Source organism: Bordetella flabilis (assembly GCF_001676725.1).
Classification (GTDB): Bacteria; Pseudomonadota; Gammaproteobacteria; order Burkholderiales; family Burkholderiaceae_B; genus Bordetella_C; species Bordetella_C flabilis.
On sequence record NZ_CP016172.1, the window covers coordinates 798061 to 811522 of the forward strand.

Below are 13462 nucleotides of genomic sequence, written 5' to 3' on the forward strand. Positions count from 1 at the left end.
CACCGTGGATGCGTGCATGACTTGGCACGCCACGTCGGTCCTCAGGCCAAGGGGTTCGGCATCTTCAGGAATGGCTTCAACACCTGCACGATCTCATTGGTACTGTAGGGCTTGCGCAGCACCATATCGGGCGCGGAATCGGACGGCGCGTCCTGCCCGGTCGCGTAAACGATGCCGACGCCCGGCCACTTCTTCTTGACCTCGTTGGCCAGCTCAATGCCCGACATGCCCTGCAAGCCCACGTCCACCAGCATCAGGTCGGGCGTCTTTTCATCAAGGGCTGCAAAGGCGGCGTTCGCGTCGGCGGCTTCCAAGGCCACATGTCCGAGGGTTTCGAGCATGGCTGCGGTAATGGTCCGCACGTCCTCGTCGTCGTCCACCAGCAGGATGGTCAGCTGGCGTGCCGCCGACTGGACGGGCGGGACAGGCGCTGCGGGTTCTGCCCGCCCACGCAAACCATTGCGGCGATGCTTATGATTCGCGATGACATGCCGCACTTTGCGGGCCAGATCTTCCCTGGTGTACGGCTTGGCGATCAGTTCGACGCCTTTGTCCAGCCGGCCACCGTGCACGATGGCATTCTGGGTGTACCCGGACGTGAACAGTACCGCCATGTCCGGCTGCCGCTCCTGCGCCTTGCGCGCCAGGTCCGGGCTGCGTAGCGGTCCCGGCATCACGACATCGGTGAAAAGCAGATCGATTTTTATACCGCTGGCGATGATCGCGAACGCGCTCTCGCCATCGCCGGCGCGGAGTACTTGATATCCCAGGCCGCGCAACAATTCGACGACGGTCGTACAGACCTGTTCGTCGTCTTCCGCCACCAGGATCGTCTCCGAGCCGCCGGCTATCGGTATGGGCACGGAGTCCCCTCCAACGTCCTCTTTCTCGAAAGACCTGGGCAGGTACAACCTGACCGTCGTGCCGTGGCCGAGCTCGCTATATAGCGCCAGGTGCCCACCTGACTGCTTGACGAACCCGTAGACCATCGACAGCCCCAAGCCTGTACCCTGGCCTTCCGGCTTAGTGGAAAAGAACGGCTCGACAGCCTGCGCCATCACGTCGCTGGCCATGCCCGAACCCGTATCGGTGACCGCCAGCATGACGTACTGGCCCGCCTTCACCTCCGGATGCGTGCGGGCGTAGGCGTCGTCGAGGTATGCGTTGCCGATTTCTATGGTGAGTTTTCCTACACCGTTCATCGCGTCCCGGGCATTGATCGCGAGGTTCAGCAGTGCGTTCTCGAGCTGCGCCGCGTCTATCATGGTGTTCCAGAGGCCCCCCGCGACGATGGTCTCCACCTCGATCGCTTCGCCCAGGCTGCGTCGCAGCATATCGTCGAAGCCGCGCAGGAACGTGCGGATATTCACGACGCTGGGATCCAGGGGTTGCCTGCGCCCGAACGCCAGAAGATGGCTTGCCAGCTTCGCGCCACGCTGCACCCCGGAAAACGCATTCGCCAGCCGCTTCTTCGCACGGTCGGTATCCTGTATATCCGACGCCAGCAGTTGCAGGTTCCCGCCAATAACCTGCAGCAGGTTATTGAAGTCGTGCGCCACTCCACCGGTCAGCTTGCCGATCGTCTCCAGCTTTTGCGCCTGTTGCAACGCGCGCTGCGTACGTTCCAGTTCTTCCTTGGCTGCCTGTTTTTCGGTGATATCCCGCGTTACCTTCGCGAACCCGACATGATTGTTGTCGGGATCGAAGACCGGATCGATCACCACATGAGCGTAGAAGAGGGTGCCGTCCTTGCGCACCCGCCATGCTTCGCGCTCGTAACGGCCTTCGCGAAGGGCAGCTTGCAAGGCTTGTGCCGGCACACCTGCTTCCCGGTCATTGTCGGTGTAGAAGCGCGAGAAATGGCTGCCCAGGATTTCTTCGCGGGAATAGCCCTTGATCCGCTCGGCCCCGGCATTCCATGTGGTTACATGGCCGTTGCGATCCAACATATAGATGGCATAGTCCACTACGCCGCGCATAAGCAGCTGAAACTGCTCCTCGCTCCGACGCAGGGCTTCGTCAGACGCATCGATATCGGCGACATCGCATGAAACGAAGGCAAAGCCCAGTAACGTCCCATCGTCGTCGCGCACCGGGTCAACCGTGGTGCTCACGCGCACCTGCGATCCGCCCTTACGGCGCATGAAGCCATCTCGAACGACAACGCTTTTGCACTTCGCATCGTCCAAGAGCGTCGTCGGGTCTGTCGTCGCCTGGTCGGCCCGTTCGTAGGCCTCGGAATAATGGCGGCCAACGATGTCGACCGCATCCCACCCGGTCAGTTGGCGTGCGCCCGCGTTCCAGCTGAGCACCACACCGTCGGGCGACACCATGTAAACGGCATACCGCTGGATCGATTCGACCAGGCGTCGGAAGTCATGGGCCGGCGGCGGCCGTTTGTCGACAGCCTCTTGCCGTGACATGGTGTGCTCCGGAAAGATGTCGAACTACCCATAGTACCGCAGAGGGTGCCTCGGGCGGCCGGTGGAACGCGCGGGCGCCGGCGCGTCGCCTATATCCAGGCGACCGCCTTGCCCACTTGCTCCCGCGCTTCGATGCGCGCGTGGCCCTGGCTGAGCTCGTCGAAGGCGTAGCGGTGGGCGATTGCGATGGCCAGGCTGCCGTCCAGGATGGCCGCGAAGACCGCATCTGCGCGCCGTTGAACGGTTTCGGCGTCGCCCATGTGGTCGGCCAGCCGTGGCCGTGTCAGGAAGAGCGATCCGGCTTCGCCGAGCTCGTAAGGGTCGAGGTCCTTCACCGAGCCCGATACGTTGCCGTAATTGATAACCAGTCCGCGCGTGCGGGTGGCGCGCATGCTGTCGCGCAAGGTGGCCACGCCAACCGAGTCGAATACGACGTCCGCGCCCATGCCGCCGGTCAGGTGGCGCACGCGGTCCGCGAAGCCGCCGTTGTCATAGGGCAGGGCGGCGTCCGCGCCGCATCGCAGGGCCACCGCGCGCTTGTCCTCGGTGCTGGCCGTGGCGTAGACGGTAGCGCCGATGCCCTTGGCCATCTGGATCAGGATCTGGCCAATGCTGCCGGAAGCCGCATGCACCAGGCACCGGCTGTTCCGCGTCAGGCGGGCGACATCGTGAACAAGGTAATGCGCCGTGCAGCCCTGGAACATCGCCGAGGCGGCCGTATCGAAACCGATCTCGTCGGGGATGACGGCGGCAAGCCGCGCCGGGATGGCGGCATAGTCGGCAAAGCTCCCCCAGGCAATACACCAGGCCACCCGGTGTCCCACCCGCAGCCGGGATACGCCCGGACCCGTGGCCACGACGATGCCCGCGCCCTCCATGCCCAGGGTACAGGGAAGGCGTACGGGGTAGGTGCGGGACTCCGCGTATTTCCCCTGGCGCGTATGGATATCCATGAAATTCACGCCGGCACAGACGACCCGCACCAGGATTTCGCCGGGCCCGGCAATCGGCACTGGGGCGTCATCGCGAACCTGCACCACCTCGGGGCCGCCGTAGGTGTCGATGGTGATGGCGCGCATGGTCTTGGGCAGGGCAGGGCTCACGGAATGGCTCCAGGAGAATGGCGGAGGTCGGCGCTGACGTATGGGGCAACGCTACTCCGGATGCCTGCGCAAGAGCAAGATGCGTCGGCCCTGCGGGTCGCTTCCCGCGGCGCGAAGTCCCTAACCCGCCGACCGGATGGTGTAGTCGGCCATCACGGACCAGTCCTTCTCCCCGCCGCCCGCCTCTACGGCCCGCGCCATCTGGCCATGCACCGCATCGAGCATCGGCAGGGTGCGTCCCAGTTGCGCTGCCGCCGAACTGGCCAGCCGCAGATCCTTCAGTCCCAGCGAAGCCTTGAACCCCGGTTCGTAGTGATCCTGCATTATGTTGGCCGAATAGACCTGGTAGGAGCGGCTGCCGAACAAGGTGTTCAGGATCAATTCGAAGAAGCGCTCGCGTGCCAGGCCATTCGCCTGGGTCAGGACGACCGCTTCAGCCATGGCTTCGATCGCCATGGTGATCATCATATTGCAGGCAATCTTGGCGGCATGCGCCGTGGGCGGCTGATCGCCCATGTCCCAGATTCGCTTGCCGATCGCCTCCAGCACGGGCCTGGCTTTGCCGAGCGAAGCCGGCGAGCCGGCGGTGAGGATGTTGAGTTCTCCCTTTGCGGCCACATCCGGCCGCCCGAGCACCGGTGCGGCGACATAGTCGATTCCCGCCTGCTCGTGATGCTTGACCAGCTCCTGGGCGAACGACACGGAAATCGTCGAGGCCACCACATGCACCAGGCCTGGCCTGGCCTGGGCCAGCACGTTCGTATCGAGCAAGACGCTACGGATGGCTGCGTCATCGGAGAGCATGGTCAAGGCGATGTCCGCCTGCAGGGCCTGCGATGGCGTGCCGACCATGCCGACACCATCGACCTGGCCGCCCGAGCGGTTCCACGCTTTGACGGCGTGGCCTGCATTGACCAGGTTGCGCGCCATCTCGCGGCCCATTGCGCCAAGGCCAAGGATTCCTATGTCCATTCCATTCTCCCAACGATATGCGCGGACGCCGGCCAACCCGTTGTACATATATATCGATCGATACAGTATATGCCAAGGCGGTGATTGTCAATGAGTTATATATCACTTGATATATAAATCGGTAATGACCAGGGAACCTGACATGGGCAACCGGACGCCGCGAACCTTCGAGCGGGACAGGGCGATCGACGAAGCGATGCATCTGTTCCGGAAGAACGGATACGAATCGACGTCGTTGGCGCGACGGAAGGCTGGCATTGGGGGCGGCATCCCCGCGCCCAGCTTCTACGCAGCGTTCGGCTCCAAGGAGGCGCTGTTCCGGCAGTGCATGCAGCGCTACCTGTCTGCCTACGCGCGCGTGACAGGAATGCCTGTGCGATGCGGATCTTCCGCCTCGTGACGCCTTCGAAACCACGCTGCGCCGGTCGGCAAGGATGCAGTGCAGGTCATGGCGGCCTGGGACGCATGCAGAACTTCCACGCACACCGCGCTTGCTTCGCCCGCGGGCCCGGGGCGAGGCGCTTATTCAGGCTGCTGAAGCTTGGCTCGCGAAGCGGAGCCTGGACGCGTTCTGCGCGCCCCGTCTAGGGGCGTCAACGCGTCAGGAACTTCGCTTCGTAAATGGCGCGGGCACGTCCCATATGGGCCACCGACAGGGCTTCCAGCGCCGCGCGGTTGCCGGCGCGGACCGCATCGACCATGGCTTGATGCTCCCGGCAGGCCTGTTCGAGCGCACCCGCATCGGCTACCCCATACGCCCGCACCGGGAAGCTCAGCCAATCGTGCAGCCGGATGGATTCGGCCAGGTAGACGTTGTCGCACAGGCCGTAGAGCTCGCGGTGGAACACCATATTGCTGCGGTGTATGGCAATAAGCTCGCCCGACGCCGCGGCGTGCGCGTGCGCGTTGCATGCCGCCTCTACCGCTTCCAGCCGGCCGGGCGCCACCGGGAATTCGATCATTTCGATGGCGGTGTGGTGCAGCACGCTGCGCATGCGATACAGGTCGTCCAGCTCCTGCTCATCGAAGCGCCGGATCTGCGCGCCCAGGTGCGGTGGCTTGACCACTACGCCCAGGCGCTGCAGTTCCACCAGCGCCGCGCGCACGACGTGGCGCTTGGCCGCGTAGTCTTCCATGAGGTGGTCTTCGATGAGCCGCATGCGAGGCAGGATGCGGGCGCGGATAATGTCCGTCTCGATCGCCTCCATGACGCCGGTGACCTGTGCGGGAAGCGGGGTCTCGGCAAAGAGGAGAGAGGAAAAGCTATTGTGGCTCATGACGCTCGCAAATACCGCGCTGGCCAGATCGCGGCGGGGCCGGGGCGCACATTATCAATAATCCTATTATAAAGATTGGCGACAACGTGCCGGTTGTCTTCGCTGGGGTCTGTACCTAGACTTTTTCGGCTGAACAACCAGGACTAGCATGAACGCCTCAACCGAACCCCAGGACATCATCAGTATCGACCCCGCCAACGGCCAGGAGGTCGGACGCGTCAAGGCCACGACGTTGGCGGAGCTCGATGCCGCCGTGGCGCGCGCCTGGACCGCCTTCAACGAATCAGGGTGGAAGTCGCTGCTGCCGCACCGCCGCGCGCTGGTGCTCAATGCGATTGCCGACGGCATCGTGGCCGAGAAGGAGCGACTGGCCCAATTGCAAATGCGCGACAACGGCAAGCCCATCGCCGAATGCCGCGGCATGGTCGAATCGGCCATCGGCACATTCCGCTATTACGCGGCCGTGTGCGAAACGCTGGAAACCGACGTTACGCCCCCGCGTGGCGATTACGTATCTTTCACGGTGCTGGAGCCGTTCGGCGTGGTGGCCGCCATCACGCCCTGGAACTCGCCCATCATGAACGACGCGACCAAGGTGGCGCCCGCGCTGGCCGCGGGCAATGCGGTCATTCTGAAGCCTTCCGAAGACTCGCCGCTTCTGGGCCCGGAGCTGGCACGTATCGCGCGCGAAGCCGGCTTGCCGGAGAACCTGCTGCAGGTGGTGCAGGGCCGGGGCGCGGAGATCGGGGCGGCCCTGGTGGCGCATCCTGGTGTGCGCATGATCTCCTTCACCGGCGGTACGGTCGCAGGTTCGCATATCGGCAAGGTGGCCGGCGAACGGCTGGTGCCGGCGGCGCTGGAACTGGGCGGCAAATCGCCCCATGTGGTGTTCGCCGATGCCGACCGCGAGCATGCGGTGGCCGCGGTAGTGGCCGGCATCTTCGGCTCTTCCGGACAGTCCTGCGTGGCCGGTTCGCGCCTGTTCATCGAGGCCAGCGTGTACGACGAGGTGCTGGCAGCCGTCGTCGAACGCGCCAAGGCACTGAAGGTTGCGTTGCCCGATGCAGCCGGCGTGGAAGTGGGTCCTTTGGCGTCCTTCCATCATCGCGACCGGGTGGCGCGATTCGTGGATCGCGCCCGGGCGGAGGGAGGACGTATCCTTTGCGGCGGCGAAGCGCCGGCCGGCGGGGAATACGACCACGGCGCGTTCTACCTGCCCACCATCATCGACGGCCTGGGGTCGGACGCAGCCAGCTGCCAGGAAGAGGCCTTCGGCCCCGTGCTGGTGGCCCTGCCTTTCAAGGACGAAGCCGACCTGATCGCGCAGGCCAACGGTACTGTGTTCGGCCTGGCCTGCGGCATCTGGACGGAAAGCTTCAAGAAGGCCTGGCGCATCGGCCGTGCGCTGGAGGCGGGCTCGGTATGGATCAACACCTACAAGCAGTCCGTCACCAGCACGCCATTCGGCGGCTTCAAGAACAGCGGCATCGGCCGTGAAAAGGGCATCGACGGCATGAAGCTTTACGCACAGGTCAAGAGTATGTACTTCGGCCTTCACGCCCACCCCTTGCCGGTGGCGAAGTAAGGGCCGCAGCGCCAAGCCGTCGCGCCACGCGCGACCATCCTGTTCGTATCCGGAGTCATTTCCTATGAGTATTTCCAAAGTTGCCGTCTACGGCCTGGGCAACATGGGGTATCTGGTCGCCGAGCGCATCGCCGCCGCGCGATTCGTCACCAAAGTCGCCGACCTCGACAAGACGCTGGTGCAGCGTGCGCAGGACGGCTTCCAGGCCGTGCCGATCAACGGCCCGGAAGATCTGGCCGATGTCGATGTAGTGGTGCTGTCCTTGCCCAGCCCGGCCATCTCCCTGGCCGTACTGGGCCAGATCGCCGCCAGGCTGCCCAGCCATGCGGTGGTGCTGGAAACCAGCACGGTCAACCCCAAGGACATCCACGCCAGCAAAAAGCTGCTGGACTCGTTCGGCCTGCGCATCGTCGATGCCTCGGTCATGGCCGGTGTCAGCCAGATGAAGGCCGGCACCGCCATGCTGCTGATGGGCGGCGACCCGGCCGCGGTCGCCGATAGCCAGCCAGTGCTCGACGCCATCGCACCCAAGCAGATCTATTTCGGGGACTCCGGCGCGGGGGCGGCGGCCAAGGTCATCAACAATGCCGTGGCGCATGCCGTCATGGTGGTCGTGGCCGAGGCGGGCGCATTGGCCACCGCCTCGGGCGTGAGCTGCGAGAAGCTCGTGTCCTTGTTGTCCGATCCGCAAATGGGCCTGCATCGTCCGCTGACCCACCGCTATGCGGAACGCATCGCCCAGGGCAACTACGAAGGCGGCATGCCGCTGGACGCGGCCCGCAAGGATTCAGTGCTGGCGCTCGAACTGGCGCAGACGCTGGGTGTGCCGCTGTTCGCCATCCAGGGTTCGCACACCATCTATGAAATCGCCGCCGCTTCCGGCTATGGCCGTGACGACTACGCGGCCATCGCCAAGGTGTGGGCGGACTGGGGCAAGCCGGCGGTCCCCACGGCATGATGTGACGCGTCGCGAGGCCGCCGCAAGGGGACTCCTCTTGCGGCGGGCTTTTTTGCGTTAAGTGCGTATCGTGTGCGTGCGCATGGCAGCTTGCGCGGACCAGGCCGCCTGGCCACGGGCCAGCTTGATCAATCCACCCACTTCTGCCTGGCCCACATGGCGCGGAATTGCGTGTCCGCCGCTTGCAGGCGGGCTTGCCATTTGTCGCCCGGCAGGTAGTCCATCTCGGTGAATTGCTGCAGCATGGTCTTCTGGAACTCGGGGTTGTTGGCGATGCGTTCCAGTGCCTTGGCCAGCTTTTGCTCCACTTCGGGCGGCAGGCCCTTGGGTGCGATCACGCCGCGCTCGGAGGCGAAGACCAGGTCCACGCCCTGTTCCTTGAACGTGGGTACATCCGGCGCCAAGGGCGAACGTTTCTCGCTGGCCTGGGCCAGGATGCGCAACTTGCTGCCGCTGTAGGGCATGGCCTCGCCCAGGTTCATGCCACCCACGTCGGTGTGGCCGCCCAGCACGGAGTTGCGCAGCGGGCCGGCGCCGTTGAAGGGTACGTGGTTCAGATCCGTGCCGGTCGCGGCCTCGAACATCACCAGCGCCAGATGATCGTCGGTGCCGACGCCGGTCGAGCCATAGCTGACCAGGCCGGGTTTCGCGCGGGCCGCGTCGATCAGTTGCTTGAGAGACTGATAGGGGGAGTCGCTTTTGACGCTGAAGGCGCTGGGATCGCGCACCAGCGTGGCCAGGTAGGTGAAATCGGCGCCGGTGAAACCGGCATTGCGTTCGATGGGCAGCGTCAGCAGGCCGGGCATGTTGGTCATTCCCAGCGTGTAGCCATCCGGCTTGGCGCGCGCCACCAGGCTCAGCCCCAGCGCGCCCGACGCCCCGGGCTTGTTCACCACCACCACCGACGCGCCCAATTCCTTCTCCAGGAATACCGCCAGGGTTCGCGCCGTGATGTCGGTACCGCCGCCGGCCGCGAAGCCGACGATGAGTTCCACCGGGCGCTCGGGCCACTGGGCGGCGGCCGGCACGGCGGCCAGCGCCATCGTGCCCGCGGCGATACCCGCGAGCAAAGTCTTCATACCAAACATGGGAAAGGTCTCCTGGCCTTGTGCGGCCGTACTTGATCTAAATAATGGCGGCGCGGTGGTCGCCAGCCGCGGCGGCGGCCGGACCCGCCTGCACGGCAGTGTGCCTGCGGCCTTTCATAGCCACAAATAGATATTCTTGGGGGACTATTAGGTCTGCGCTATATCTGGCGCGGACGCAGCGGGGGCAGGGCGCTTTCGACCTCCGTCGCGACCTGGCGCAGCGTTTCGATGAGGGCTTGCGCTGCGGGAGAGAGCAGCCGGTCCTGCCGGTGCAGGACGCCTATGGTCCGCTTGGCGCTGTCGTCCTCGATCGGGCGGCTGCGCAAGGCGCCCAGGCCCAGCGACGGCAGGGCCAGCCGCGGCAGTATGGCGACCCCCAGTCCTTGACCCACGAGTCGCACCGCAGTGGTCATGTGGGTGACGTCGTAGCGCAGCCCCGCAGTGGCCTTGTCCGCGAACACTGCGCGGTCGAACTGGTGGCGGGCGCTGGAGCCTTGCGCCAGCAACACCAGATCGAACGGGATCAGGTCTTCCCAATGCAGCGATGGCAAGGCCACCACTTCATGGCGCGAGGGATATACGGCGAAGAAGGCGTCGGCGACCAGTGGCGTGAATTTCAGGTCGGGGGCGTCGGTGAGCAAGGTGGCCAGCGCGAACTCGATCTGGTTGATGCGCAGCATGCCGATCAACTCGTCATTGTGGGCTTCGACGACGCGAATCTGCAGTTGGGGATGCAGCCGGCGCAGCGCTCCCAGGGCCGGCGGCACGAGCGTCAGCGACGTGGAGGGCAATGCGCCGATGACTACGGCGCCGCGGCGCATCGAAGCCAGGTCCAGCATGCTTCGGTAGGCTTCTTCCAGGTCGGCGATGGGCCGCTCGATCCGGTCTCGGAATTCGACGCCCGCCGCGGTAAGGGCGATATGGCGCGTGGTGCGCTCGAACAGCTTGACCTCCAGCACCGCCTCCAGATCGGCTATCAGCGCCGTGAACGATGGCTGCGTCACGCCCAGGCGGGCCGCGGCATGCGTGAAAGACTTGGTTTCGACCGCCAACAGGAAAGCCTTGAGCGGCCGGTATTTGATGTTCAGCGCCATGCTGTCGTCGTTATGGAGGAGCTGAATCCCGCGCGGAAGGGGCGGGAAGTCCAGGCGTGACGCTGATTATTAACACTGGGCTAATACTCGACAAGGAATTTCTGCCGGGCGCTATCAATAGCGGTTCGCCGGTACTCCGACCGTGACGCGGTCCTGCACGCCGAGGGGCTGGATGACTTTCCGGTCAGCGATAGGTGTCACGCCTTGGCCAGATTCAAGGCAGCCTGCACGCCCCCTTCCAGGATTTCCTGGGCCAGGGCCGGGTCGGAAACGGCCCGCGCCATCTGCAGCGTGCCGACCATGAGGCTGAAAATTGCCGTGGCGCGCCGCCTGGTCTGGACCGACTTTGGGCTGGGCAGCAATGCCGCCAGGCTGCCGACATAGGCAAGGAGTCCTTCCTCGTACGCCTTCCTTGTGAGGGCGGGCTGCCGACCTAGCTCAGGTAACAGGGCAGCGGACGGGCACCCTTCTTCGGGACCTTCCAGGTGCGATTTGCTCAGGTAGCGCCGAATGGCGTCTTCGATACCGGTGACGCCTGCACCCGCGTCCGTCAATTGATCGAGCTGTTCCGTCAACGCGCTGGACACCGCTTCCCGGACCAGGGCGTCCTTGGAATCGAAATGAGGATAGAAGGCCCCATTCGTCAATCCCGACTCGGCCATAATACCGGCCAGCCCTGATGCTGAAATTCCGTCTCTGCGGAAACGCCTGGAGGCGACATCGACGATGCGGCGCCGAGTGTTTTCCTTGTGCCCTTTCTCAAAACGCATTCATTCCACCTGTCATCGGATACCTTGAAGCAGGAAGGGCCGGCGCCATCCCTGCTTCTTGCTCGCTACGCTACTTTACGACGCCGCTGCATCCAGGGCAGCCTGGAGATCCTGGTCGAGCTGACGCGCAACCGGATCGACCTGGTTATCGCCGAATTGCCCGAAGGTGGACGCGGGGCGATCATATTCGAAGGCTGCCATTCCATTTTCGGCTTCACGAAGGAGTACGCGAATCGGCGCGTAGAGTGCGGTGGACAAGTGATGCCGCGACATTTTCGCCGCGGTCAGCGGGTTGCCGATGTCGTACTGTATCGCTCGGCGTCGAAGGCCAGCTATGCCCAGCAGCGCGCCATGATCCCGGAATCCGAAGATCGAGAGGGTGGGCAGCGATTCCAGTTCTTTCAGTGCGCGTACGGTTTCTCCGTAGCGCAACAGCGTGAATATACCGTCGTCGATGCGCGGGAGCAGGCTTTCCAGCTTGGCTTTGACGATCTCGAACGAGTGATGCGACGGGATGGTGACATGTTCGATCGAGACCATGCTGCTGCGGTGAGTCGGTTTTTCCATTTTTCCAGCCTTTCAATAAAGAGGCGGCCCAGGGCTCTTCGTCCCCGGGCGTTGGGGGCCCAAGGGGGCGAATCAGACCGGTGACGACAACCTGCCGACCGCGGCTTCGATACGGCGCGCGAGATCGAGCAGGGACCTGTCCTTGCCATGTGCGCCATCGATTTCAAGCCCTATCGGCAGATTGTCACGGGTAAAGCCGATAGGAATGCTGATGCCTGGCAGTCCGGCGGCGCTCGTGGGAATCGTGTTTTGAGCGATAGCCACGTAGCTCACTTCCTGTCCCGCAATCAGGAATTTGGCCTGATGTTCGATGGCCGGCGCCGTGCAGGGGGTGGTTGGGAAAAGCAGGGCCTCGGCGCCGCTGCTGGAGAACGCCTCCTTGAAGCGACGCTTGATTTCGACGCGTTCAACGGACAGGACCTTGTCGTAGGCCTCCGCACTGAGAAACCCTGTGCCGCTGGGTACGACGAATTGCGCCCATACGTCCTTCAGCTCGGGTTTCAGGCAGGCGTGTAGCGCTTCGAAGGTGACCGGGATATTCTGCTGATGCAGGAACCCTGCGACCGCGTCCCGGGTTTCGCGGAAGAAAATATTCCACGTAGCCGACAAGGCCAGTGAAGAGAAATCATCGCCAAGGTCGATTTCGACGATTACCGCTCCCGCGTCGCGCAGACGGCGGAGGGTATCTTCGAAATGCGCCCCGACCTCGGGCGCGATGAGCTCCAGATACTGTCGAGGCGCGTAGGCGAGTTTTACGCCTCGCAGACCATGCCGGCCGGGAACATCCGGCGTCGCGTTTCGCGTGACGACATGGTCGATGAGGAGGCAGTCTTCCACGCTGCGCGCGAACACGCCGGTTGTATCCAGGGTATGGGAGATCGGAGCGACCCCGCCACGCGGCCACCGTCCCGTTGTCGGCTTGAAGCCGACCACGCCGCAAAACGACGCCGGCACGCGGATCGAGCCAATGGTGTCGCCGCCCAGGGATGCCGGCACGAGCCGCGCGGCAACCGATGCAGCGGACCCGCTGGAAGACCCGCCCGAGACATGGCCGCGGTCATGCGGGTTCTTCACCTGGCCATAGGCACTGTTGTGGCCCGTCAACCCATAGGACATCTCCACGAGGTTGTTCTTGCCGAACACGATGCCACCGGCGTCCTTGATTTCCGCGACAGTGTCGGCATCCTTTTCCGGTACAAAGCCATCCAGCGTCGATATGCCCAGCGTCGTGCGAAGGCCTCGGGTCAGATAGCTGTCCTTGATCCCGATAGGGACACCGAGCAAGGGAGCGCTCGCACCTTTGGCCCTCGCCTTGTCCGCCGACCTGGAGGCCTCCAACACCGCCTCCTCATCGATCGTGATAAAGGCGTTGAGGTCGGAATGCTTCCGGGCCCTCTCCAAAAGCGCGCTGGCATAAGTCTCGGACGAGATTTCGCCCTTGCGGATGGCATCGGCCGCCGCGGCGACGCCAAGTGATGCAAGCCCGGCGGTGTGAGCCGCCGCGGACATTCCAGATTTTTCCTGCATGAGATCCTCACTGGCCAGGGAATAAGCGTCGAGCTGGCGCCTGCCCACCGGCAACGGTTAAATTATGATCGTAATGTCATAGTACGATCGTAATTCCA

Annotated in this window: 12 protein-coding genes and 1 pseudogene; 3 read left to right on the top strand and 10 right to left on the bottom strand. The window is 64.1% G+C overall.

Annotation, left to right across the window (positions count from 1 at the left end):
- Positions 1-41: 41 nt before the first annotated feature.
- From BAU07_RS03525 to BAU07_RS03535, 3 genes are all read right to left on the bottom strand, one after another.
- On the bottom strand, positions 42-2423 hold the full coding sequence (locus tag BAU07_RS03525; protein ID WP_066654184.1) for a hybrid sensor histidine kinase/response regulator: 2382 nt from the start codon (positions 2421-2423) through the stop codon (positions 42-44).
- An 89-nt stretch (positions 2424-2512) separates the two neighbouring features.
- A complete protein-coding gene (locus BAU07_RS03530; RefSeq protein WP_066664698.1) occupies positions 2513-3502 on the bottom strand; it encodes a quinone oxidoreductase family protein in 990 nt (329 codons plus the stop codon).
- 144 nt (positions 3503-3646) lie between these two features.
- A complete protein-coding gene (locus BAU07_RS03535) occupies positions 3647-4498 on the bottom strand; it encodes an NAD(P)-dependent oxidoreductase (RefSeq protein ID WP_066654187.1) in 852 nt (283 codons plus the stop codon).
- Between the two features lie 142 nt (positions 4499-4640).
- On the opposite strand from BAU07_RS03535, the gene BAU07_RS03540 reads away from it, so the two are divergent.
- Positions 4641-4898, top strand: a complete 258-nt coding sequence (locus tag BAU07_RS03540; RefSeq protein WP_066654189.1) for a TetR/AcrR family transcriptional regulator — start codon at positions 4641-4643, stop codon at positions 4896-4898.
- Between the two features lie 193 nt (positions 4899-5091).
- Here the strand turns inward: BAU07_RS03540 and BAU07_RS03545 are convergent, their stop codons facing one another.
- A complete protein-coding gene (locus BAU07_RS03545; RefSeq protein ID WP_084025247.1) occupies positions 5092-5775 on the bottom strand; it encodes a GntR family transcriptional regulator in 684 nt (227 codons plus the stop codon).
- Between the two features lie 148 nt (positions 5776-5923).
- Here BAU07_RS03545 and BAU07_RS03550 point away from each other — a divergent pair, with 148 nt between their 5' ends.
- Both BAU07_RS03550 and BAU07_RS03555 read left to right on the top strand, forming a co-directional pair.
- Complete coding sequence (locus BAU07_RS03550) at positions 5924-7360, top strand: aldehyde dehydrogenase (RefSeq protein ID WP_066654194.1); 1437 nt, start codon at positions 5924-5926, stop codon at positions 7358-7360.
- A gap of 64 nt (positions 7361-7424) precedes the next feature.
- Complete coding sequence (locus BAU07_RS03555; RefSeq protein ID WP_066654195.1) at positions 7425-8318, top strand: NAD(P)-dependent oxidoreductase; 894 nt, start codon at positions 7425-7427, stop codon at positions 8316-8318.
- Positions 8319-8446: 128 nt separating this feature from the next.
- On the opposite strand, the gene BAU07_RS03560 is transcribed toward BAU07_RS03555, so the two are convergent.
- The 6 genes and pseudogenes from BAU07_RS03560 to BAU07_RS03580 form a co-directional block, all read right to left on the bottom strand.
- Positions 8447-9406 (bottom strand): tripartite tricarboxylate transporter substrate binding protein, encoded by a 960-nt coding sequence (locus tag BAU07_RS03560; protein ID WP_066654197.1) that lies wholly within the window; start codon positions 9404-9406, stop codon positions 8447-8449.
- 158 nt (positions 9407-9564) lie between these two features.
- Positions 9565-10500, bottom strand: coding sequence for a LysR family transcriptional regulator (locus BAU07_RS03565; protein ID WP_066654199.1), 936 nt, complete (start codon positions 10498-10500; stop codon positions 9565-9567).
- 197 nt (positions 10501-10697) lie between these two features.
- Positions 10698-11147: a TetR/AcrR family transcriptional regulator gene (locus BAU07_RS03570; RefSeq protein WP_232338381.1), complete on the bottom strand. Its 450-nt coding sequence runs from the start codon at positions 11145-11147 to the stop codon at positions 10698-10700.
- Positions 11148-11270 (bottom strand): annotated as a pseudogene (locus BAU07_RS27480) (TetR/AcrR family transcriptional regulator); the annotation flags it as partial.
- A 75-nt stretch (positions 11271-11345) separates the two neighbouring features.
- The gene (locus BAU07_RS03575; RefSeq protein ID WP_066654203.1) at positions 11346-11837 is read right to left on the bottom strand and encodes a DUF302 domain-containing protein; all 492 of its coding nucleotides are present in this window, start codon (positions 11835-11837) and stop codon (positions 11346-11348) included.
- Positions 11838-11909: 72 nt separating this feature from the next.
- Positions 11910-13364: an amidase family protein gene (locus BAU07_RS03580; RefSeq protein WP_066654206.1), complete on the bottom strand. Its 1455-nt coding sequence runs from the start codon at positions 13362-13364 to the stop codon at positions 11910-11912.
- Positions 13365-13462: the final 98 nt, after the last annotated feature.